Origin of the sequence: Paenibacillus sp. FSL R5-0470, assembly GCF_037975205.1 — a bacterium.
Lineage (GTDB): Bacteria > Bacillota > Bacilli > Paenibacillales > Paenibacillaceae > Paenibacillus_AQ.
This window is the reverse complement of record NZ_CP150238.1, coordinates 3,927,494-3,951,714: the sequence shown is the minus strand read 5'-3', so window position 1 is coordinate 3,951,714 and position 24,221 is coordinate 3,927,494. Positions and strand designations below refer to the sequence as shown.

Genomic DNA, 24,221 nt, shown 5'->3' with positions numbered 1-24,221 from the left:
TTTTATTGTACCGAAGAAGGAGGCTTGGATAATTAAAGATAACTAATAGTTCTGATTTATTATTTAAACCTAGAAGCGTATAAATATTTATATTGTTAATCTGGAATCCATCTGTTATACTCAAAAACACAAAATGTTATAAAATCTAACATTGAATTGAGTTGAGGAGGATTTGACTATGAAAAGACAAACGTTTCTGAAGGTTGGTGTCATTTTATCAGCGGTTTTGCTAGCGGTATCGTCAACAGATGTTATTTTTGCTGACACGATGGAAAGCGCGTATAAACCGAAAACGCATGTTCTAAAAGCGAATTCGGAGACCGTTCGCTGGGGGAATATTGGTAAAGGTGATCCAGCTTTAACAGTACAATCGGGAGATATTGTGACGGTCGAGGCCATTACGCATCATTCCGGTGATGATTACGATCGGATGATTAAAGGGGATGCGGGTGTTGAAGATATTTTTCACTGGATAGAAGGGGAGAAGAACGAAGCGCTTCGTGGACCAGGCGTACATATTTTGACGGGACCTATCGCAGTAGAAGGCGCTGAGCCAGGGGATGTTCTGGAAGTGAAGATTCTGGACATGAAGCTGAGACCTAATGGAAATGACAAATATGCAGGCAAAACCTATGGCGTGAATGCCGCGGCGAACTGGGGTTATCTATACGGAGATATGATGGAGGAGCCGATAAAACGTGAAGTGGTCACCATCTATGAGATGGATACTGAAGGTGGGACGGATTATGCAACAGCTGTTTATAACTACAAATGGACAGTGCAAACCGATCCGGATGGTCAAGTGCACCCGACAATCGACTACCCAGGTGTAATTGTAGACCATAATACGATTGATAAGAACTTTGATGTATTGAAAGGTATAAAGATTCCAGTACGTCTCCACTTCGGCACGATGGGTGTGGCGCCTAAAGAAGCGGATATTGTAGATTCAGTACCTCCTTCATACAATGGTGGCAACGTTGATGATTGGCGGATTACTGAAGGTGCAACGATGTATTATCCTGTATCCGTACCGGGTGCGCTACTGTCAATTGGTGACCCGCATGCCGGCCAAGGGGATTCCGAGATTAACGGAACTGCGATCGAGACATCAGTTACTGGTGATATACAAGTCATTCTTCATAAAAAAGGAACGCTTAACCAAAAACTGAGTGGGTTAAGTTTCCCTTTACTTGAAAATGAATACGAATGGGTTGTGCATGGCTTCAGCTACGCCAATTATTTGGAGGAGCTGGGGGCTAGTGCTCAGACGGATATTTTCAAAAACTCGTCCATCGACAAAGCAATGAAGGATGCCGCTCATAAAACAAAAGATTTTTTAATGGCTGGAATGGAATTGAGCGAGGATGAAGCGTACTCACTGATGTCTGTGTCCGCGGATTTTGGAATTACACAGGTGGTGGATGGAAACTGGGGTGTGCATGCTTTGATCGATAAAGGCCAATTCGGTGATTCGGAGCGCAAGGCAGTGGGATTACGTAGCAGCTTTGAAAGCTTTGGTGCGAAGGTGAGCTGGAAGCCGACTACTCAGACAGTAACTATAAGCTACAATAATAATGTTCTAGAGATGAAAGTCGGGGCGACGAGAGGAATGTACAATGGAGAGATCGTTAAGCTCGTTGCTCCAATAGAAGTTGTAAAAGAGAAGGTTCAGGTCAGCGAATATTTCGCGAAATTTTATAAAGCTAAGTTATCTAAAACAGAGTAGGTCGAATTAGCAATCATTTCATAAACATAATAAGATCCAAACCAGCGAAGAACCGTCTTAAAGTCGGTTCTTTTTTTTATATATTTAGACCATCCTGATTTTTGTGGCGTTTTAATAAGATTTGGTTTTCTACACGGACTAGACCATCCAGACAGTAGATGGATTCATGCATAAACCGTTCCATCTCTTCAAGGTTCTCAACTAGAATGTGAATGTGAAGAATGCACGGCCCTGTCATTTCATAAAGTACGGCTACGCATTCATTTTCTTTTAGGACTCTAACAATATGATTTAAATGGGCAGGCTCCACTTCAAGCTCTAGATACGCCGAAATTTTCTTTCCTAATTTTTCTGCGTTGATGACGATTGAGAATTGTTCAATAATTCCTTGATTGACGAGCCGATCAATACGATCTTTAACCGCGACACTTGATAAATTAACTTCTTTAGCTAGATCGGTGTAGGAAATTCTGCTGTTTTGAGTTAGGCGTTCTAAAATATGATTATCGATTGGATCAAGCATACGGAGTCGTTCACCTCTTTTTTTGTAATTGTAACAGAAAAAAATAGGCAATGCCTAGTAGTGCGTCACAGCAGGAGTGTGTCTCGGCATTCTCAGCTTAAGATGTTGACATTGAAGAATTATTTCACTATACTGGCTGTAATCTTATATACGATATACGTTGAAGAAGCCCAGTAGTAGCTTAGTCCCTGTTTCAGAAAGCCGGGGGTTGATGAAACCCGGTACACACTAAGAGTACGAATTACACTTTGGAGTATCTCGGCTAACACCGAGCGGAATGGCGAACGATATCTCGTCACGAGTGGCATCAATGCTGTGTTTTAGCATTAGCGTTTCATTGGTGCAATCTGGGTGGTAACACGGTTATTCAATCGTCCCTATGTCTACAATAGACAAGGGGACGATTTTTTTGTTTTTAAATATAAGGATTTATAAGTTTCTCTTCATCAACTATCCTTATATTCGCTTGGCGGACTGATGATTCGTTATAGGATATCTACTAATTTAAGGGGTGTTAGGCAATGAATATTATCGATGAACTAGAATGGCGCGATGCCATCAATCAACAAACCGATGCCGAAGGGCTTAGAGAATTGACCAACCAGAAATCCGTTTCGGTGTACTGCGGTGTAGACCCGACGGGTGACAGTATGCATATTGGTCACTTGATTCCGTTCATGGTACTCAAAAGATTCCAGCTTGCAGGACATCGTCCGGTTATGCTAATTGGCGGTGCTACGGGTACGATCGGTGATCCAAGTGGACGACAATCCGAGCGATCATTGCAGACGCTGGAGCAAATCCAAGCTAACGTAGATGCGCTTACCGCACAAATGAAAAAACTGTTCGTAACTGATGGCGACAATCAAATTCGTATGGTGAACAACTACGATTGGACACATAAAATCAATGTGATCGAATTTTTGCGTGACTATGGTAAGAACTTCAGCATCAATTCAATGCTTGCCAAGGATGTTGTAGCGAGCAGATTGGACAGCGGAATTTCCTTTACGGAATTCTCCTACCAAATCCTGCAATCCCTAGATTACCTGCATCTGTACCAGCATGAAGATGTGCAGCTGCAAATTGGTGGCTCTGATCAATGGGGCAACATTACAAGCGGTTTGGATCTGATCCGTAGAAAAGAAGGTCCTGAAGCAAAGGCATTCGGACTTACGATCCCGCTTATGCTGAAAGCCGATGGTACGAAATTCGGTAAATCAGCTGGAGGAGCAATTTGGCTGGATCCGAACAAAACGACTGCGTTTGAGTTCTACCAGTTCTGGGCAAACACCGATGACCGTGATGTTGTGAAATACTTGAAGTACTTTACATTCCTATCTAAAGAGCAAATTGATGCACTTGCGGAAAAAGTACAGACTGAACCGCATAAACGCGAAGCACAAAAAACACTTGCTGAAGAAATGACCAGATTCGTGCATGGTGAAGAATTGCTGGAGCAGGCTAAACGTATTACTGCTGCTCTGTTCAGTGGAGATATCAAATCCCTAACTGCTGATGAGATCGAGCAAGGCTTCAAGGAAATGCCGACCTACGAAACTACACTGGAATCTAAAAATATCGTAGAGTGGTTGGTTGATCTCGGTATCGAGCCGTCCAAGCGTCAAGCACGTGAGGATATCACCAAAGGAGCAATCTCCATGAATGGTGAGAAAGTTAGCGACGTAGCACTGGAAGTTACAGCTAGCGAAGCTATCGGCGGCCGGTTTATCATTATCCGTAAGGGTAAGAAAAACTACAGCTTGGTGAAATTGTCCTAAAAATAAGAGCCTTCCTTATGAATAAGGGAGGTTTTTTGTTGTATTTTAAGTATAGAGGCGGATCATTTGCATATTAAGTGAAATTTGAAAGGTGAAATAGCGAAAATTATGGTAAGCTTAGGATTCGTGTGATTTATGGATTAACATGATATTCTACAACTATAACAGAAAATTAGGAGTGGTAATTTGAGAAGACAAAAACCAATGACCATGGAAGAATTGATGAATGAGTTACAAGGACAGAAAACGTATCAAGAAGATCCCAATCACATCTCTTTCGAGAAATTGTTTAATGAAGCGTTTATGAGTAAGTATTCCAATTACAAAAGTTTCGATGAGTTTGTAACCAAAGGAAACTTTCAAGTAAAGACAGAAGAAGATGTTGCTGACATACCTGATGAACTTTTTGATCGTCATGTAGTTAGAGAGACTAAATTTGCGGATTGGAAATCAATGTTGGAAACAGCGAATAAGGAATACGTCCGTAATTAAAAAAAAGTGTCTGGTAATGCTCTATTTATCTTCAAAGAAAATACACTCCCCATTGTTTTAACAGACAATGGGGAGTGTATTTTTTTATCTCCAGAAATTCGATTAACTATGATGTTTTACTCATCGTTGATGCACATACCTATGATTTAATTGAAGAAATAGGAAATAGGTTTCATAAAGGTTGTATTTATATAGGAGGGGCAGAATCGTATGACAACTTGCATACAGACCTCGAGGCCTGAGACTCTTCATGTCATGTGGAAAACCGTCTCAGAGGATTGTAATCTAGCCTGTGATTATTGCTATTACAGTACTGCCGGGGGACATCCTCATCATCCGATCCGAGTGATGGATACGGTTCTTCTGGAGCGGTTTATCGCTCAGTACATGAAAAGATCATCTGGTATAGCGACTTTCTCTTGGCAGGGAGGGGAGCCGCTATTAGCCGGACTTCCATATTTTGAACGCGTGATTTCACTCCAAGCTAAGTACGCTCCACCTCATACGATGATCAGTAATGCGCTGCAGACCAACGGAACGCTAATTCATGAGAATTGGGCGAAATTTTTTAAACGGTACAACTTTTTGGTTGGGATTAGTGTGGACGGTCCTGAGCCTATTCATGATGCACATCGTATAACGGGTTCGGGGAAAGGTAGTTATGATCTAGTTATGCGTGGGATTCGCCATCTACAGAACGAGGGTGTGGACTATAGTATTCTGACGGTGATTCATGAAGATAATGTGATGAAACCAGACGAATTGATGGCATTCTACCAGGAACAACAATTTCCTTATATTCAGTTTATCCCTTGCATGGATTTTGTCTCACAAAAGAGTGATATGCCTGGCCGCTTTCGAATTACACCTGAACAATACGGAGCGTTTTTATGCCGTACATTTGATCTGTGGTACAACGAGGGGTATCCGGAGCTTCCCATTCGTATTTTTGAGAATATGCTTCTAGTATTCATGCATCGTGAGGCGGAGTTATGCGTCCACAACTCATGCTGCCCGAAGATGATGGTGCTTGAAACGAACGGGGATGCCTATCCTTGCGATTTCTTTATTGATGAAGAGCACAGGTTAGGAAATATCGGCCAAACTGACCTGGAAACACTGCTAACCAGCCCAGTATATGATGATTTTTTGTTAATGAAGCCCAATATGAATGAATCATGCTATAAGTGTGAGTACCTTAGCTTTTGCAATGGGGGATGTCCGCGCAACCGGAATTGGCTTGATGTTCATGATCGTACTGAGGTTGATTATTTCTGCCGTAGTTATAAAATGTTCTACTCATATGCCTATGAACGGATGATACTGCTAGCAAACCGACTTAAATCGGAGCAGATGCTGGAGTTCAGGAAAAGTGCCAAACCACTTCCAGGTAGAAATGATCCATGTCTCTGCGGAAGCGGGAAAAAATTTAAGAGTTGCTGTCAACCACTATAGCTCAAATTAAAAAAAAGGCTGTCTCAACAATCATGCAAATGGTTTTGGGACAACCTTTTTATTATGTTAAAGAACCATTTGATTTCTCACCATAATAGCCGCACCAGTCACCACAGCTTCTTCTTTTAAAGTACCTAGAGTGAAGTGAGGTTGGTATTCAGGATAACGGTAAGTGTTACGCTGTGCCACTTCAACCGCCGTTTGGAAGAACAACTCGTGAGAGTGGATGAGCGCACCACCTAAAATGATAGTCTCAGGATGTAACAGGTTGATAACGTTGGCGAGGCCAATCCCGAAGTGAATGGCGGCTTGAGTAAATAATTCACGCGCGTGTGGATTACCATCTCTAAAGGCTTGCACGAGTACATCATAAGTTAGCTTCTCAGGCGAGACTTTATATCTTTGGAGGATCAGGTCGTTGTCATTTTTTGCCTCTGAGCGTGCACTTTGTTCTAGCGCCTGCACAGATACGAATGCTTCCAGAGCTCCGTAGTTCCCTTCATTATTTAATCGGGTTCCATCTGTCTGGATAATCATTTGACCAATGGCATCTTCCATATCCATCGTGCCATGAACAATACTTCCATGCGACATCATCGCATAGCGGAGTCCTGCTCCAGCATGAACATAGAGCATATGTTGAATGTTAGCGTGACGGATGGACCATCGTTCTCCAAGGAGTGCGGAATTGGCACCGTTGTCGAGTAAAGCTTTGAAGCCCGTTCGTTCCTCCACCAGTTTGCAAATAGGGAGATTGTTCCAGCCAGAAGAAGGGAAGTGTAGCGGTTTTAAGATTAAACCATTTTCCCGGTCAAGCGGTCCCACGGCTCCTATTCCTATCCCGATAATTTGACTGTCCTTCAGCTGATGGTCTCTAAGGAAAGCGCGTATTTGATTACTTATGTGATCCATAAATCTTTCAGGTGTGAATGCCTGATCCATTCGCCAGTGAACAATTGATTTTGGGTTCATTTGCATATCAAATAAACCAAGGGAAGAATACAGCCTGGAAATCTCTAAACCGATGATGTAGCCATAGGAAGGATTGATCTGGTATAAAATAGGTCTTCTGCCTCCGCTAGATTCCCCGAATCCGCATTCTATCAGCAAGCCTTCTTCCGTCATTTCATCTAATATTCGGGTCATTGTGCTTTTGGTAAGTGAAAATGTTTGTAGAAGATCTAACTTGGAAACTGTGCCTTGTTCGGCGATTCGGTCGTATAGGAGTTTCTTTGGGGATGGAATGTGTGTCGAGCGCTTTTCCACGATAAACCTCCAAGCTATATATAGGATGAACTAGTAAGATCGTTTTTTATAAAGTTTGTATTTATTAACATTAATATAGTATAACGCATAAACCATAGATTGTATTTTACCGTTCAAAAAACTTAATTCCATTTTGGGAAAAAGTGATATAATGAAATTACGACAGAAAATATAAGGGTGGAATCCATGAGAACAACTATGAAAACAAATGCGACGACGAATACAGACCTAAGGATAAGTCTATTGTTCCAGTTGTTTTGGGTATTTGTTCGAATCGGTCCCGTAACTTTCGGGGGAGGTTATGCGATGATCCCTATGATCGAACGGGAAATTTCCACTAAACGGAAATGGCTGGCTGAAGAGGAGATGGATGAAATTCTATCTTTAGCTGGCGCAGCACCAGGTGGGGTAGGTGTAAATGCGGCGGCATTTATTGGTTATCGTCTTGCTGGAGTGAAGGGTGCGATTGCTGCAATCGCTGGGATTACGATTCCAACCTTTATCATTGTTTGTTTGCTTAGCGCCGTTTACTCACAACTGGCCGACCAAGCAAAAGTTATTGCCGCCATGAAGGGGATTCATGGTGCTGTTATTGCCTTGATCCTAGTAGCAGCATATCGAATGGCCAAGAACGCTATATTTGACAAGACTACGGCTGTTACGGCGTTGCTTATACCGATTGTTTTATTAGTTTCCGGAATCAATCCCATTTACGTGATCGCAGTTGGATTGATTATCGGTTTTGTATATATGCCAATCAAACAGCTCTTAGGGCTCCAAGTTCGGACAGAGAAGGATTCCTTGAAAGCTTCTGATGAAGAATCGAATTATCCGGAGTATTACATCTAGGGGGAAGCGATGTGATTTGGAATTTATTTTTTATCTTTATAAAAATTGGACTGCTCTCCTTTGGAGGAGGGTACGCCATCATTCCGATGATTCAGCATGAAGCTATGGCTGGTGGTTGGTTATCTGAAAGGGAATTTCAAGAGGTAGTTTCCATCGCAGGGATGTCACCGGGCCCTGTTGCAACGAACAGTGCAACCTTGATTGGATATCGTGTAGCCGGAATAGAAGGAGCGATTGTGTCCACATTAGGCATGGTTCTGCCTTCATTAATCATCATCATTGTTATTTCCATCTTTTTTTATCGGGTGAGGGACAGTCAATGGATTAAAACGTTATTTTATGGTTTGCGACCAGTAATTACAGGCTTGATTGCCTATGCTGCGATTCGATTTGGATTAAATAGCATGGAACACGCTTTCATTAGTTGGCAGACCATTGGCACGTTGATCATTGTATTCGCTGCACTTTATGGTTTAATGAAATATAAGCTGCATCCACTCACCGTTATCGTTGCCTCGGGCATTCTTGGTGTAGCCTTTTTTTAGACAGAGCCGGGACGATCCCAGATTGGAGGTAAGTACATGTCAGAGAATATACGGGCTTGCTGTTCAGCTAGTCGAAATCAAGTCGAGAAACAAGGTTCCATCGATGTTTGTAAGGAGAACACAACTATCCAAAGACCAGAAGGGGATAAAGATTTCTCGGACATGATCCTTATTCCTGGTGGCACTTTTCTTATGGGGACGGATGACAAAGAAGGGTTCCCCGCAGACGGAGAAGGTCCCGCTAGGAATGTTACCTTATCTCCCTTTTTGATTGATGCAACGGCAGTTACGAATAAGCAGTTTGCTGCTTTTATCAAGGAAACAAACTACGTTACAGATGCGGAGCGTTTCGGTTGGTCTTATGTGTTTCATTCTTTTGTTTCCGTGGAGACAGGGAAAAAGGTGATCCAAGTAGCTACTCAAACTCCCTGGTGGTGGGTAGTAGAGGGCGCGAATTGGTGTCATCCGGAAGGTCAGGATTCTCATATAGACGAACGCCTTGATCATCCGGTGATCCACATATCTTGGCATGATGCTGATGCATATTGCAGCTGGGCCGGCAAACGTCTGCCTACGGAAGCAGAGTGGGAGTATGCCGCACGAGGGGGTCTAGTTCAGAAACGATATCCTTGGGGGGACGAATTAAAACCGGGCGGTGAGCATCGCTGCAATATTTGGCAAGGAAAGTTCCCTGATAAAAATCATGCCAGCGACGGTTATGCAGGTACGGCACCTGTGAAATCCTATCTCCCTAACGGATATGGTCTTTATAATATGTCAGGAAACGTGTGGGAATGGTGCGAGGATTGGTTTACTAAGGCTTATCATTTAACTTCCGAATCAGTGAATCCGAGAGGCCTGGTACGTGGTGTAGCAAGGTCGATGCGCGGAGGATCGTATTTGTGCCATAAATCTTATTGTAACCGTTATCGGGTGGCGGCCAGGAGCAAAAATACACCAGACAGCTCTGCAGGAAATATTGGCTTTCGATGTGCGGCTGATTATACCGGTTGAGAATACATAAAGACTACTACATTAGAAGGAGGAACTTCTTTGTCCTCAATCATTCATAGTCAGTTTGATATCACCGTGCTGGACGTTATAAAAATTCAATATCAGAAGCGGGTCTTATTCGATTACGTCCAGTCTTGTTATACCGTCTCTTATATCCAAAAAGGTGAGGTATTGACGACATCCTCCGAGGGAGAATATGTTGCTTCTGCCGGAGACGTGATGATCCACCGTCCTAACGAGCCTTTTAATGTGATCTCCAAAATGGAAGGCGTACATTATCTGTTTAATATTAACGCAAAGGTGCGAGACGGAGATGACTTCTTCAAGTTATTCCCGCTAGGCAAGGTGATTCGGATTCGGGATCAAAGCGAATATGAGCGAAGGTTTGACGAGCTGCGAAGCCTGTGGTTGCAGGAGGAGGATGATTTCAGAAATGTTCAGGTCGGTTCATTGGCATTTCTTCTCCTTTATGAAATTATGGAGAGCACCAAGCTTGGCGGGCGCCGCTCATCACGAGATCCCTATGTCACGGACCGCTTTAACGAGGCGTTGCAATATATGGAGGAGAGACTTGATCAGGAGATTAGTAGAGAGGAGCTTTCCAAGCTCTATCATATGAATCCTGTTTATTTTAGCCGGGCGTTTCAGAAAATATATAAATTGACACCTATGCAAATGCTACGAAAATTACGGCTGCAGCAAGCTAAACAAATGTTGGAGTATACGGACTATACCATCGAGCATATCTCCCAGAGATGTGGTTATTATGATGCTTCGCATTTCAGTAAGGTATTTCGTGGCGAATACGGCAGGGGTCCGGCAGAGTACCGAAAAAGTATCGAATATACAAAAACAAACATCGCTACTCCATAGCGGAGCTTTCCATATTCATTTACTCTATAAGCATGAGCAGATCATTCTGAACTGCCCGAATCGATGCGTAACCATTTCGATTAAAAGGAAAGGCAGGGTATAACTCATGAGAATCTTGTATTTGGATTTGGATTCGCTTCGCCCGGACCATCTGGGATGTTATGGCTATCATCGGAATACCTCCCCGAATATCGATTCAATCGCTAAAGAAGGTGTCACCTTTACCAACTACTATTGTTCAGATGCGCCGTGTCTACCGTCCCGTTCTGCTTTAATGTCGGGACGATTTGGCATTCATAATGGGATTGTAGGACATGGCGGGACCGCTGCTGATATGCGTAGAGAAGGGGCGAAACGCGAATTTAATGACCGGCTGGGAATGGAGAGTCTTCCCGCTATATTAAGGCAAGCAGCCATGAAAACCGCGTCGATTAGCACCTTCGCCGAACGGCACTCGGCCTGGACCTTTAATGCCGGTTTTCAAGAAGTGTTCAATGTTGGTGGAAGGGGGCATGAGACGGCAGAGCAGGTGCTTCCTGTGGCACTTAAATGGCTTGAGGATAATGGGGAGTCCGAAAATTGGTTTCTGCACCTGAATTTCTGGGATCCTCATACGCCTTATCGTACACCCGAGAGCTACGGTAATCCGTTCGAGAAGGAGCCTTTACCTGATTGGATCACGGAAGACGTGTTTGAGCTTCACCGGAGTAAAAAGGGGCAGCATAGTATTGAAGATATGAATGCACTCGCGAAATCGCATTATCATCAGCATTTTAGGCATCATCTGGAGATAGAGAATCGTGATGACCTGCGAGTTATCTTTGACAACTATGATGCTGGAGTTAAGTATCTGGACGAGCATCTCGGGAAAGTATTTTCTAAGCTCAGAGAACTTGGCGTGATGGAAGATACGGCTATCTTGATCTCAGCGGATCACGGAGAGAGCCTGGGCGAGCTAGGGATTTACTCCGAGCACGGCACGGCAGACGAGGCGACTTGCCACATTCCGATGATTATTCGCTGGCCAGGCGGCAAGAAGGGAATAGTGGAGGATGGGCTACATTATCACCTTGATCTCGGACCGACATTAGCAAGCCTTCTGAATTTGAAAGGGGCTCCTTCTTGGGATGGTGAAAGTTATGCTGATACCATTCTGGAGGGACAATCAGGAGGGCGTGAGTATCTCGTAATCTCACAATGCGCGCATGTGTGTCAACGCAGCATCCGATTTGAGGATTGGTTATATATACGCACCTATCATGACGGACATCATGGATTTCCGAAAGAAATGTTGTTTGATTTGAAGCATGATCCTTACGAACAACATAATCTCGCCGAAGTGCGTAAAGACATTTGTATGAAGGCTGTCTACCTGTTGAATGAATGGCATGACAACATGATGAGCTCCATGGACTGTGATATCGATCCATTATGGACGGTACTTATGGAAGGTGGACCCTATCATGCGAAAGAGTATGCGAGCTCATCCTCATAGGATGCTTAGAGTTGTCCCTTTGAATGAGGAAAGAAAGACAACTGAGAAGGAGGCTGCCCCTGAATGGGCAACCTCCTTTTTTATTCTCTGGCTTCTTGCTGATCAATTAAAGCCCCGGGAAGCCTCAAAACGGTTTTCGTCCCACTACCCTCCTTACTGTACAGCAGAACGCCGCAGGGATCACCGTACTTAAGATTTAAACGGTTATTGACGTTTAGGAGCCCGATATGATCACCGGATTCTATGTTCTTACCAGCTAGCAGCTCGGTTAGCTGTTCCAGTCTCGCAGCAACGATGCCTACACCATTATCTTCTACAGCGATTTCAAGCAGTCCCGCTTCGCTTTTCTCTACTGTGATCAGCAAGACTCCCTGACCTTGAGCCTCAAGTCCATGACCAAGCGCATTTTCGACAATAGGTTGAAGGATCATTTTAGGTACGGGAATGTGTAACCATTCCTGTGGACAGAACAGCTTGTAACTGAATTTGTCAGGGAAACGGCCTTGGTAAATCCTCACACAAGATTCTGCGATTTTCAGTTCTTCTCCAAGAGTTACCTCCTCTTTGCCCTTGATGCTGTACTTGAGCATTGTGCTTAAGGCGGTAGTCATTTCGTAGATTTCCCGATTTCCTTTTACGATCGCAACACCTTTGATTGTATCTAAAGTATTGCTTAAGAAATGGGGATTAATTTGACTTTGCAAATACGAGTATTCGGCACGTTGCTTTTCCAGATCTGTCTGGTAAAGCTGGGTGTTTGCATCGATTAATTGGTCCGTCAAATCGTGAATCCGCGTTGTCATATCATTGAACTGTCGAGAGATGATTTCAATTTCAGCATAGCCTTTTAAATCGACCTTGTTGTTCAATATACCTAGACTTCCGCCTTTTAATTGATTCATATAGCGCATAAGCCTAGACAACGGTCTTAAGAGATTCATCATGAGTACAGAGTAGGGAATAGAGACGACCAATAAGATTAATGCTAGAAGAGCATAGCTGACCTTCTTTAATTTCTCCAGTTCTTTCATTAAATTATGGACAGGAACAGCGGTTATAATTTTTCCAGAGATCTCCGGTAAGATAAAGGACTGAATTGCATATTTCTTTCCGTTAACTGTTTCGACGATTGACTCTCCATCCTTTCCAGTTGCCCGAGTTTGAAACTGCTGGAGCATGTCCTCCGGCTCATCACTATTTGAGTAGATCAGCCCTTTATCATCCATCATAAAAAAGCTGGTTCCGACTAATCGAGGGTACTCTGAAATTTCAGTTTGAATAGCCTTCATATCCACAATAACTGCGATGTAGCCAATTTTTTCGCCATATAGGGAAGTGTCACCTGAAGCAAAGATGTTCATCCCGAACAGTAATTTTCTCTTGTCGATGACCTTGTCTGGAGGACTGTATCCGCGATAATGAACGATTCCATCATCCCCAGCCGTCTTCATAAGATCGACAGCATATTTGGTTCTTCCCGCTAATGAAATACGTGTGTTAGAGTTACCGATAACAATAATATCTAAAATGTCCGTATTCATATTTCGCGCGATACTCAATAGCCCCTCTACCTTTTGGGATAGGTCGTAGCCTCGAAGCTTATCATTCTCGACTAGGAACTTTTGGACGGTCGAATCGTATCCTACATTCATCATCATGGAAGAAACGTTGGCATAGTTGTTAGAAATCCGTTGCTTGAGGAGGGAGACCAGCTCCGTATTGTATTGCGTATTTTGATTAATGATGGTCTCGCTTGAAAGTTGGTAGACTCGTGAAACGATGATTGGGATAATGGCAACAATAAATAAACCAAATAACAGAACCTGAGTACGGATGGATAATCTCTTAAATGTCTTCATTGCTTTGTTCCCTATATTGCGTAGGTGTCATTTTGAGATGCCGTTTAAAAATTCGTGTGAAGTAGAAATAATCCTGAAAACCGCATTTCTCACCGATTTGGTAAATGGAAAGGTCGGTCTCGACCAGCATTTTACAAGCGTATTCAATTCTTAATCGACTGATATGTTCGATGATGGTCTCGCCGACTTCTTTCTTGAATAATTGGCATAAGTAATTTGGACTTAAGAAAAACTGATTGGCTAAATGTTGAATCGAGATTTCTTGATTGAAGTGGTTGCGGATGTACAACATGATTTCTTTGACTTTGTGGTTTGAAATTCGTGAAATATCAGTTTCGTTTCTGTTCATAAAAATATCAAGCGTCATAAGAATCAAATCATCGATCATAGCTTCAGCCGTACCGTATCGATAATAGAGCTGTTCATATCCTTCAAAAAAACGGCCGTTAACCCGAGTCCCTTCCCGAGGAAATAAGTAGAGGATCGATGTGTAGAGCAAATAGGCTTCTTTAATGGTGAACGTTCCCTCTTTGAATAATTTCTTTATCGATTCCATGGCTGCTATAAAACCGAGCCGGTCTTTATTATGAAGAATCCGGGAGATCTCTTTGAGCTTTTCGTCGATCGGTATTTCCTGTTGTGGATTCACGCGATAACATCCAGGCATCCCCGTTGCAAACATACTGAAAGCAGCATGAGAAGCGGATTCTAAAGCCGCATCCAGTTGATGTATATCCGAAATAGGAGGACCGATCCCGACCCCGCATTCTTGCACAACCTCTGTATGTTCAAGACCCCGAAGGAAGACTTCGTATTGGCACTCTTCCAATAAGTAACCATGACGTCGGCGACTCATCGGGAAGACCAAGGAAGAGAATTGCCCGACATCTGCGGGCGAACTTAACCCTTGGATAACAATGGGGATATGAGGGCGATCTTCCGACAAGGGTATTCGCTTCTCGTCCAACCGTAAGCTGATTCGTTCAAGATCTCCGGAACAAACCGCTTCATATAGTTCGAAGTCATGGACAGGGCTTTCTTTAACCACCTTCGATTCGTGTTGCTGGGCTATTCGGTTAAGCATTCCTTCGATTTCTTCGATTTCAAAAGGTTTCAGGCAGTATCCGAACGTGCCATAATTCATCGCTTTTTGTGCATAAGCGAACTCTGCATGTCCGCTGAGTACGATGAAAATTGTATCAGGTGCGATGGCTTTACCACGTTGAATGAGCTCTAGCCCATTCATTACAGGCATTTTAATATCTGTTAGAACAAGGGTGGGGCGAAGCGATTGAATTAATTGCAGGGCTTCTTGCCCGTTTTCGGCATCGTCGATCACTTCAAAGCCGTATTTCTTCCAATTCACTCCTGCTTTAATTCCCTCTACAATCCACTTCTCATCATCTGCAATAATCACTGAACGCATAAGTGAATCCCCCTTTCTATATGGAGCTCTTAGATTTATCCTAGCGATTGTGGATCAAGGGGGGTATGGACTATCTTACGCTCACTATGTCCGATATTACGTGTCACAGGAAGGTCACCCACAAAGGTGTGAAAAATCCACATGACCGGAGTTGTATCCTCTATACAAGATAATTTACACTCCCGATATAATTTACCATATAAATCGCTTACAAGCATAAACAATCTCATACAGAAAGGTGGGGAGAAGATTGGCTGATTCTGTAACCGCTCGTACGCCTAAGCGAAGCTTAAAGACTCGGGCTCCTAAGCAAAGCTTAGGAAAAACGATTTTACAGTACAAGTATTTTTACCTCATGGTTCTACCGGTGTTAATCTGGTACGCCCTCTTCAGCTATGCTCCCATGTACGGTGTAACGTTAGCATTCAAATCCTTTGATTACAGTAAGGGGATCCTGGGAAGTCCCTGGATTGGCTTAGAGAATTTTCAAACGTTGTTGACCGACCCGGATTTTCGCAGGGCCTTTTGGAACACGGTCATTATCAGCTTAATGAAGCTGATCACTCATTTTCCGATGCCCATTATCCTGGCGATTGTTTTATATGAGTTTTCCAGGACAAAAATGAAGCGGTTTTTTCAGACGATCCTGACGTTCCCGCATTTTATATCGTGGGTTGTACTGTCGGGGATTATCATCAATATTTTAAGCAAGGACGGGATTTATAACCAGATCATCATGTTGTTTGGCGGGGATCCAAATTCTCCGCTTGTAGATGAAAGTGCATTCAGACCCGTTCTGTTTATCACACATGTGTGGCGAGAGATCGGTTGGGATTCAATCATTTACTTAGCGGCGCTTGCAGGGATCAATCCTGAGCTGTTTGAAGCGGCGGAAGTGGACGGAGCGAACCGGTTTCGCCGTCTGTTAAATATCGCATGGCCGGGCTTGAAGAGTACCGTCGCAGTTTTGTTAATTCTTCAAGTTGGACAATTATTGACGCAAGGTTCGAGCTTCGAGCAAATATTCAATCTGTATAGTTCACCGGTATATTCGGTTGCCGACACGATCGATACATACATTTATCGGACTTCATTCACGATTGGGGGAGACTTTGGATATATGACCGCCGTGGGTGTCGTCAAGTCCATTATCAGCCTAATCCTTTTATGGGCGGCCAATACGTTCGCTAAGAAGATGGGCGAGGAAGGACTGTATTAATTTGCAGGAAAAGGGGAGAAGCAAGTGACCGACACAACGGTTAAAAAGAGAAAAAAATGGAGTGTCTTCGATATCGTCGCATTCGTGGTTCTGGGGCTTCTAGCACTAGTAACATTTTTTCCCTTCTATAATGTTCTTATTATCTCAGTTGCAAAGTTCGAAGCGATTAGTAAAAGCGATTTTTATATTTTTCCGCTTTCGTTTGACCTGTCGGCATACAAGCTGCTGCTTCAGGATATGAAGTTTTGGACTTCGATTTTAAATTCTGTCATCGTAACGGCGGTTGGCGTGTTGTTCAGCATGACGATCTCTGTAGCGGGAGCATACGCATTATCCAAGCGGGGCATGCCGGGAAGAAACATAATGCTTAGTTTGATCTTGTTCACTATGTTTTTCAATGGCGGTTTAATTCCCTTTTATCTAGTCGTTAAAGATCTAGGATTCGTAAACAATATACTCGTCATGATCATCCCCGCCGGTCTCAATACGTTTTACCTGATCATTATGAAAAACTATTTCAACACGATTCCAGAAAGTCTGGAAGAGTCAGCTAAGCTGGATGGGGCAAATGATCTGTACATCCTTTACAAAATCATTATTCCGATCTCTGCCCCATTCATGGCGACCTTTGCTTTGTTCTATGCCGTGGAAAGATGGAATGAATGGTGGTACGCGTTGATCTTTATCAGTGACGCTTCAAAGGCCCCGCTTCAGATTTATTTACGTGAGACACTCATTACTTCGAATTCCTTGCTAAGTCAAATGGCACAGACGATGGCCGAGCAGGAGCAGACGGGGAAGGTCTACACACCTGCACTTCAAATGGCAGCAATTGTAGTTTCGAGTATTCCGATTATTGTTGTTTATCCGTTCCTGCAGAAGCATTTTAATAAAGGCATTATGGTTGGTTCGATAAAAGGATAAGAAAGATTTTAAATAGATTGATTCTATCCTAAAATAGTATAAAGGGAGGTTTCAAGCATGCTTAGAAAGAAAATGATGACACTGGCATTATGCATAACTTTATTGGCTTCGGTGCTCACGGCTTGTGGTGGAGGCAATAACGACAAAGGGCAGGCGGCATCAAACGGTGAAGTATCTCCGGATTCTTCTAATTCCACGGACAACCCTTACAAGGATCCAATGACCATTTCTCTTGGTTTCTGGGACGCGGATGCTGAAATTGCTAACATCGAAAAAGACCCGATCGCCAAACAAGTATTAGAAAAATTCAACATTACATTAAAACCTGTCAATATGACCTGGGATGACTATACCCAGAAGATTCAAATGTGGGCTGCTTCCGGTCAATTGCCTGATATTTTCGCGATCGACGCTGTCGGTACGCAATATCAGCGTAAATGGGTTGAACAAGGTGTTGTCAAAGCACTTCCGGATCTTTCCAAGTATCCTAACCTTGCAAAATACTTTGAATCACCGGACATTAAAGGTTTAGGTGTAGACGGAAAGTATTATACCGTTCCTCGCCGGATGTTCCCGAGTGTCGATTGGAGCGCACTCGATCGTATGGTGTTCTATCGATGGGATCTTGCTCAAAAAGCTGGAATCACTAAAGAACCCGAGACCTGGGAAGAGTTTGAAGCTATGCTTGATGCAATCGTGAAGTCGGATCCGGAAGGTAAGCATATTACCGGTCTTACGACGACAACTACCAAGATGCTGGGCGGATTCTTCTGGTTGTACGGTAACCCGGTCGCAACGAGTGATGGAAGCGGCAGTGACTTTAAATGGATCAAAGAGGACGGTAAGTTTATACCCGCTGTATTTTCGAAAAATGCGCTTCCGGCGTTACAAAACATGAAGAATATGTACGAAAAAGGTTTGATCGATCCAGACATCGCGCTTGTAAAGCCTGCAGAGTCTTATGACAATTTCGTAGCAGGTAAAGCAGCTGCTCTTCTAAGCGGTGGCGGTTTTATAAATTTAAATAGCGATATGTATGAAAAACGCTGGAAAACAGCTTATCCGGATAAGGATATCATGGAGAGCGTAAAGGCACTCAAGCCACTTATTGGACCTGATGGTGAACGCTCACATGCTATTTTTAAAACGTACTGGTCGGAAAGTTATTTCAGCAATAAGGTTGACGATAAAAAGATGGATCGCATCATGGCACTCTATGATTATGTGTTGTCTCCTGAAGGCAAGGACCTGTTGACTTATGGCATTGAAGGTGTCGATTACAAGATCGAAAATGGGCAGAAGGTTGTCATTGAAAAGGGTTCATTAAATGAGAAGTATCCAGCTAGTAGATTTCTAAAAAATTTGGTGGCTTATGAAACTTCCGATAGCTATAACATGGATAACCCGACGATCGCTAACGAAGGGATCCGCAAAGAAGCTGTCGATTATATCGATTGGATTCAGAACAATACGAAGGTTCCAGAATACGACATTCGGTTAACATATTTGTCCACCCCAACAAAGGATAAATTTACTGTGCTGGACCATGATGATCTGCTTAAGATCATGCTTTCCAAAGAACCCGTGGAGAGTTATTGGAATAACATTGTGAACGATTATAAGGCTAAAGGTCTTGATAAAATGATAGAAGAAGTAAATGCGAAGGCCAAAGAACAAGGTATTGAATAATCGATGGATAGAGAAGATCCGGGCTGAAGCAGCCCGGATCTTCCGTTTAATGATTTGAAGAAGAACCAAGAATGTGCGGCGCTACTGATCGCATACTTATAATAAGATTAGGAGGGTAAAGTCTATGATACATAGCATTCACTTGACAGGGTTAACCGAGAAACAGTTAGCAGCTGTTTCAGAAGTAGCGGGAATATTGAGTATTCGAATAGAACGGTCAGGGATTCCAGTAAATTGTAAGAAACAAGGGAAGGGCATTCGAATATCTTACGATGAGATTCAGGCCACTATTGAGTATGAACAGGAACATCAGTTGATCCGGGCACTCAGCCGATTGCTAGAGAATTTACGTCGTGGTGAGAGAGTTGAAATTAATGAAATGCCGGTTTATGAACAGCTAGGTTTCATGGTAGACTGCTCAAGAAATGCTGTTCTTAATCATGAAGGATATAAGGAATTGATTCGGCGCTTAGCGCTTATGGGATATTCAACGGTTCAACTGTATACGGAAGACACCTACGAACTTGAGGGGTATCCTTATTTCGGTTATTTAAGAGGTCGATATACAGGGGAGCAAATTCGGGAGATGGACCAGTATGCCGCGTTATTTGGTATAGAATTAGTTCCTTGTATCCAGACGCTGGCTCATCTGGGTCAAGCATTGAAATGGCAAGCACATGCACTGCTAGTGGATTTCCAAGACATTCTCCTCATTGATGATCCGAGAACTTACGAGTTAATTGATCGAATGTTCGCTTTCATGGCGACCCATGTAAGCAGTCGCCGCATAAATATTGGGATGGACGAAGCGCATATGATGGGACTTGGTAAATATCTAGACAAGCATGGGTATCAAGATCGATCCTCCTTGATGTTAAAACACTTTAGTACTGTTATGGAAATCGCCAGGAAATATGGTTTCCGTACGATGATGTGGAGCGACATGTTTTTCCGTCTGGCCAGTTCCGGAGAATATTACGATGCTGAAAGTCCAATCAGCCCCGATATTGTTAAGCTGATTCCTGAAGATGTTACCTTGATCTATTGGGATTACTATTCGGAAACGCAGGAGAAATACGACGGAATGTTACGCAAACATAAGCAGCTGAATGATCATATTGGATTTGCAGGTGGTGCTTGGAAATGGATGGGCTTCGCTCCAAACAATGAATTCAGCCGCAAAGTCAGTCTGCTGGCTCATGATAGCTGTGTTAAGCATGGAATTCAAGAAGCGCTGATTACCGCATGGGGAGATAATGGTGCTGAAGCTTCCGTCTTCTCGGTTCTTCCTACCCTTCAACTTTGGGCGGAGCTGTGCTACACGGGAGGTTTCGTGGAGAATCATGTCAAAGAAAGATTCAGTAGCTGCGTGAAAGGCCATTATGATGACTTTATGGCACTCGATGCGGCTAACCTGGTTCCAGGTAATTCGGCACCGGGGGGATGTTCCATCAATCCGGCTAAATACTTGCTTTATCAAGATGTTTTGTGTGGTTTGTTCGATCGACATGTTATTCCTAGCGTGTATTCGAAGCATTATCAGCAAAGTGCGAAAATGCTTGAACAGGCGATTACTCGGAATTCGCCTTGGCAATCCTTATTCTCTGTACAAGCCAGCTTGTGTCGCTTGCTTGCGATAAAGAGCGAAATCGGGATTTCCATACGTGATGCTTATCATCGAGGGAATGTTGAGGAATTGGCTCATTTTACCAAGGTGACTTTGCCAGAACTATCAGATTTAGCCGTTCGATTTATGGATGACTATCGGGTGCAATGGGAGCTGGAAAATAAGGTGTTTGGTCTTGATGTTTTTGATCTTCGTATGGGAGGTATGCTTCAGAGGATTAGGACGGCTATCCATCGAATCAATAGTTATGTCGAAGGGAAAGTGGAACAGATAGCTGAATTAGAAGAGGAGCTACTGACGTTCGACGGTCTCGTTGACGATGACGGCCCAAGGGCGATAAGTGCGAATTTGTGGCACACGATCGCAACACCGTCCGTCATCGCAGGAGTATAAGAAGGGAGTGAGGTTATGATTGACACAAATCTGGACCATCAAAATGGCTCAAAGCGGCCCAACCTTATGCTTATCACAGTGGATCAGATGCGTTTTGATTGCCTGAGCATCATGGGACATCCCGTTGTTGAGACACCCAACCTGGATTCTCTTGCATCAAGAGGGATATTATTTGAACACGCTTACTCAGCTACCCCGAGTTGTATTCCCGCGAGGGCTGCTATCATGACAGGAATGGGCCAACGATCACATGGGCGGGTGGGGTATCAGGATAAGGTTGAATGGAATTACGCCCATACGATTGCCGGAGAGCTTGCTCAAGCTGGTTATCATACGCAGTGTGTTGGCAAGATGCATGTGTATCCTGCACGTAATCTATGTGGATTCCATAATGTTGTGCTTCATGATGGATATCTTCACTACAATCGGGACAAGAGCCAAGCCATATATGATGAACACTATGATCAAGTGGACGATTATTTACAGTGGCTGCGAAGACAAACCAATGCCAATTCGGATATCACTGACTTAGGACTTGATTGCAATGCCTCAACGGTTGCCCGCCCCTGGCATTTGCCGGAATCGATGCATCCAACGAATTGGTGCGTAACCGAATCGCTAGACTTCTTACGAAGAAGAGACCCTGGAAAACCATTTTTCCTATGGTCCTCCTTCGTTCGCCCACATTCCCCCTTGGATCCGCCGCAAAGTTATCTAGATATGTACATGGATTTGGAAATTCCTGATCCTCCAGTCGGAGATTGGGTGAACGAGAATGCAGCTTTAAACAGTGCTAAGGATCCAACATCTTCGTTCACTCATTTGCCAGAGCGCAGATTGGATCGTGCCCGTGCCGCATATTATGCACTAATAACGCATCTTGACGACCAAATTGGGAGGTTGATCAATGGGCTGCAGGAATATGGAGTTTTAAATGAAACTTTGATTCTATTTACTTCTGATCATGGTGAAATGATGGGGGATCATCATTACTTCCGCAAATCACTTCCTTATGAAGGAAGTGCTAAGATTCCTTTCATAGTGTTTGATCCGGGAGAAACGCTTGGACTTCTTGCAGGCTCCCGGCTTGATTCCATTGTAGAGCTTCGCGATATTATGCCGACGTTTCTTGAAGCTGCTGGCGTCCAAATACCAGTTACAGTAGAAGGGCAAAGTGTGTTGCCGCTGTGTAAGGGAGATCAGATAGTGTGGCGGTCTTATATTCATGGGGAGCAAGCCTATGGAGAAAAGTCTCACCACTTTTTAACGGATGGAAGAGAGAAATTCATATGGTATTCTCAGACAGGCGAAGAGCAGTACTTTAACCTAGTGACCGATCCCTTAGAGAAGGTTAATGCAATCGGATGTACCGATAATTTAGAGCGTATACGTGAATGGAGAGAGCGTCTTATTCACGAGCTTGAGGGACGAGAGGAAGGGTTTGTAAACAACGGCGAATTGATTGCCGGACGTCCAATTTCTCATATTCTAAAGGCATCCGAATTGGGGAAATGATCTTAACGAAGGACAACCTGAACATTCAGGTTGTCCTTCGTCTGTTACGGAAAGATTAAGGAGTTTAGCATGTGTTTTGATTTACCAGCTACTCCGGCGCTGAGGCAATGGGTCCTGATCTTGAATCATTCGATGGACGAGCAATTCTACCATCGAACGGCGAATTTCACTATAATCGGGATCTTCAAAACGATTGTGGTTTTCATGAGGATCCTTTTTCAAATCATACAATTCACCGTAGGTCTCACCTGCGAAGATCACCAGCTTATAGCGTGTTGTACGCAAACACTTAGCGTTAATGCCGCGATCATGAGCAATATAAGCGGTTAGGGCAGAATTACGCACATGGGACTCTCTTCCAGCCAGCACCTCCATCTGTGACACACCTTGAATTCCGTAGGGAGTTTTGAGACCTGCGGCTGCAAGCAGTGTGGGGACAATATCAACATGTTCCATTAAAGCAGGGACCCGTTGCCCGGAAGCAATCCCAGGACCGCGTACGATCATCGGGATTCGTGTTAACCCTTCATAAAACCACGGCCCCTTGTAAATTAGTCCATGGTCACCGAGCAGTTCTCCGTGGTCGCTGGTGAAGAGGATGACTACATCATCGTATATTTCTTTTTGACGCCAAGCTTTTATAATACGTCCGATCTGCTCATCAATGAAGGTAATCATCGCATAATAATTTCGAGTGAGCCGTTTCATATGCGCTTCATTAAGAGAATGCTCCTCACCGCCACCAGGCCAATATCCTCCCTGACTCTGACGCAGCAGATGTGGAGGACGAAGATGCACGTCGTCTGCCTCGCTGGCTGGAGATGGAATGTCAGTGTCAGCGTACATATCCGCGTAAGCTTTTGGAGGGTCAAAGGGGTGATGTGGATCGACGAAACTGGTCCATAAAAATAGCGGTTGTTCGGTTTTGTGAGAGAGGATCACATCGATGCTCCGTTCAGCAATCCAGTATGACTGGTGTAGCTCTGGAGGGATTTCGCTCTCCCACACATCGTTTTGAGCATTAGAAGCTCTGTAACGGTCCTTGCTGAAACGTTCTGCCGCTTCAGGGTTGCGCTCTCTAAGCCACTCCATATATTTCCCGATACAATTGTCTTCCGTAATATGATGTTCATCAAATCCGTAGTACTTTCCATCAGAAGCTCTTCCGCGATCTCGATAAACAGGATCTTCATATTCTTGTGAAAAGTCCCCCTTCATTTGTGGACGGAAGTGCATCTTTCCTATACCGATGGTTTTATAATTCGCTGTCTTTAAATGATCGCACAAGGTAAGTTCGTCTTCTCTAAGCGCAGTACCGATGTTCCAAGCACCATGGACATGAGGGTACCTTCCAGTAAAAATGGAGGAACGTGAGGGCGTGCAAACGGGACTAGCGCAGTAAGCTCCAGTGAAGAGCGTGCCTTCTGAAGCAAGCTTGTCAAGCTCAGGTGTCAGTACGGAAGCGTTCTCGATACCTAGTGCATCCGCACGCATTTGATCTGTGGTAATTAACCAAATATGAGTTCTTTTTGACATCCGTAAAACCT

The 24,221-nt window shown here is 43.7% G+C and carries 19 protein-coding genes and 1 other annotated feature; of the genes, 14 read left to right on the top strand and 5 right to left on the bottom strand.

Annotated features, from left to right (window positions below; genetic code table 11):
* Positions 1-178 precede the first annotated feature (178 nt).
* The gene (locus MKY99_RS17330; RefSeq protein WP_339265272.1) at positions 179-1,729 is read left to right on the top strand and encodes an acetamidase/formamidase family protein; all 1,551 of its coding nucleotides are present in this window, start codon (positions 179-181) and stop codon (positions 1,727-1,729) included.
* Positions 1,730-1,805: 76 nt separating this feature from the next.
* On the opposite strand, the gene MKY99_RS17325 is transcribed toward MKY99_RS17330, so the two are convergent.
* Positions 1,806-2,252, bottom strand: a complete 447-nt coding sequence (locus MKY99_RS17325; protein ID WP_339265270.1) for an Lrp/AsnC family transcriptional regulator — start codon at positions 2,250-2,252, stop codon at positions 1,806-1,808.
* A 151-nt stretch (positions 2,253-2,403) separates the two neighbouring features.
* Positions 2,404-2,634 (top strand) — a binding site (T-box leader).
* Positions 2,635-2,773: 139 nt separating this feature from the next.
* On the opposite strand from MKY99_RS17325, the gene tyrS reads away from it, so the two are divergent.
* From tyrS to MKY99_RS17310, 3 genes are all read left to right on the top strand, one after another.
* Entirely contained in the window at positions 2,774-4,033 is a 1,260-nt protein-coding gene (tyrS, locus tag MKY99_RS17320) for a tyrosine--tRNA ligase (RefSeq protein ID WP_060624193.1), read from the top strand.
* A 204-nt stretch (positions 4,034-4,237) separates the two neighbouring features.
* Positions 4,238-4,525, top strand: coding sequence for a hypothetical protein (locus MKY99_RS17315; protein WP_042189061.1), 288 nt, complete (start codon positions 4,238-4,240; stop codon positions 4,523-4,525).
* A 210-nt stretch (positions 4,526-4,735) separates the two neighbouring features.
* On the top strand, positions 4,736-5,980 hold the full coding sequence (locus MKY99_RS17310; RefSeq protein WP_339265269.1) for an anaerobic sulfatase maturase: 1,245 nt from the start codon (positions 4,736-4,738) through the stop codon (positions 5,978-5,980).
* Positions 5,981-6,046: 66 nt separating this feature from the next.
* On the opposite strand, the gene MKY99_RS17305 is transcribed toward MKY99_RS17310, so the two are convergent.
* On the bottom strand, positions 6,047-7,246 hold the full coding sequence (locus tag MKY99_RS17305) for an ROK family protein (RefSeq protein ID WP_339265267.1): 1,200 nt from the start codon (positions 7,244-7,246) through the stop codon (positions 6,047-6,049).
* 186 nt (positions 7,247-7,432) lie between these two features.
* On the opposite strand from MKY99_RS17305, the gene MKY99_RS17300 reads away from it, so the two are divergent.
* From MKY99_RS17300 to MKY99_RS17280, 5 genes are all read left to right on the top strand, one after another.
* Complete coding sequence (locus tag MKY99_RS17300; protein WP_339265265.1) at positions 7,433-8,095, top strand: chromate transporter; 663 nt, start codon at positions 7,433-7,435, stop codon at positions 8,093-8,095.
* An 11-nt stretch (positions 8,096-8,106) separates the two neighbouring features.
* Positions 8,107-8,640, top strand: coding sequence for a chromate transporter (locus tag MKY99_RS17295; protein WP_339265263.1), 534 nt, complete (start codon positions 8,107-8,109; stop codon positions 8,638-8,640).
* Between the two features lie 36 nt (positions 8,641-8,676).
* Entirely contained in the window at positions 8,677-9,654 is a 978-nt protein-coding gene (locus tag MKY99_RS17290; RefSeq protein WP_339265261.1) for a formylglycine-generating enzyme family protein, read from the top strand.
* A 39-nt stretch (positions 9,655-9,693) separates the two neighbouring features.
* Entirely contained in the window at positions 9,694-10,527 is an 834-nt protein-coding gene (locus MKY99_RS17285) for an AraC family transcriptional regulator (RefSeq protein WP_339265259.1), read from the top strand.
* A gap of 106 nt (positions 10,528-10,633) precedes the next feature.
* Positions 10,634-12,022 carry a sulfatase gene (locus tag MKY99_RS17280; RefSeq protein WP_339265257.1) on the top strand — a complete coding sequence of 463 codons (1,389 nt, stop codon included), beginning with the start codon at positions 10,634-10,636 and terminating at the stop codon, positions 12,020-12,022.
* Between the two features lie 80 nt (positions 12,023-12,102).
* On the opposite strand, the gene MKY99_RS17275 is transcribed toward MKY99_RS17280, so the two are convergent.
* Together MKY99_RS17275 and MKY99_RS17270 are read right to left on the bottom strand one after the other, a co-directional pair.
* The gene (locus tag MKY99_RS17275) at positions 12,103-13,881 is read right to left on the bottom strand and encodes a histidine kinase (RefSeq protein WP_339265255.1); all 1,779 of its coding nucleotides are present in this window, start codon (positions 13,879-13,881) and stop codon (positions 12,103-12,105) included.
* On the bottom strand, positions 13,868-15,307 hold the full coding sequence (locus tag MKY99_RS17270) for a response regulator (RefSeq protein WP_339265253.1): 1,440 nt from the start codon (positions 15,305-15,307) through the stop codon (positions 13,868-13,870). The genes MKY99_RS17275 and MKY99_RS17270 overlap by 14 nt, the downstream gene beginning before the upstream one ends.
* Before the next feature lie 250 nt (positions 15,308-15,557).
* Here MKY99_RS17270 and MKY99_RS17265 point away from each other — a divergent pair, with 250 nt between their 5' ends.
* The 5 genes from MKY99_RS17265 to MKY99_RS17245 all read left to right on the top strand — a co-directional run bounded on the left by MKY99_RS17265 (position 15,558) and on the right by MKY99_RS17245 (position 22,674).
* Positions 15,558-16,526, top strand: coding sequence for an ABC transporter permease subunit (locus MKY99_RS17265; protein ID WP_339265251.1), 969 nt, complete (start codon positions 15,558-15,560; stop codon positions 16,524-16,526).
* 24 nt (positions 16,527-16,550) lie between these two features.
* Positions 16,551-17,450, top strand: a complete 900-nt coding sequence (locus tag MKY99_RS17260) for a carbohydrate ABC transporter permease (protein WP_052404326.1) — start codon at positions 16,551-16,553, stop codon at positions 17,448-17,450.
* Positions 17,451-17,507: 57 nt separating this feature from the next.
* Positions 17,508-19,139, top strand: a complete 1,632-nt coding sequence (locus MKY99_RS17255; protein ID WP_076298789.1) for an extracellular solute-binding protein — start codon at positions 17,508-17,510, stop codon at positions 19,137-19,139.
* 124 nt (positions 19,140-19,263) lie between these two features.
* The gene (locus MKY99_RS17250) at positions 19,264-21,159 is read left to right on the top strand and encodes a family 20 glycosylhydrolase (RefSeq protein ID WP_339265249.1); all 1,896 of its coding nucleotides are present in this window, start codon (positions 19,264-19,266) and stop codon (positions 21,157-21,159) included.
* 15 nt (positions 21,160-21,174) lie between these two features.
* Entirely contained in the window at positions 21,175-22,674 is a 1,500-nt protein-coding gene (locus tag MKY99_RS17245; protein ID WP_339265247.1) for an arylsulfatase, read from the top strand.
* Positions 22,675-22,755: 81 nt separating this feature from the next.
* Here MKY99_RS17245 and MKY99_RS17240 read toward each other — a convergent pair whose 3' ends face one another.
* The gene (locus MKY99_RS17240; protein ID WP_339265245.1) at positions 22,756-24,210 is read right to left on the bottom strand and encodes a sulfatase-like hydrolase/transferase; all 1,455 of its coding nucleotides are present in this window, start codon (positions 24,208-24,210) and stop codon (positions 22,756-22,758) included.
* Between the last annotated feature and the right edge of the window lie 11 nt (positions 24,211-24,221).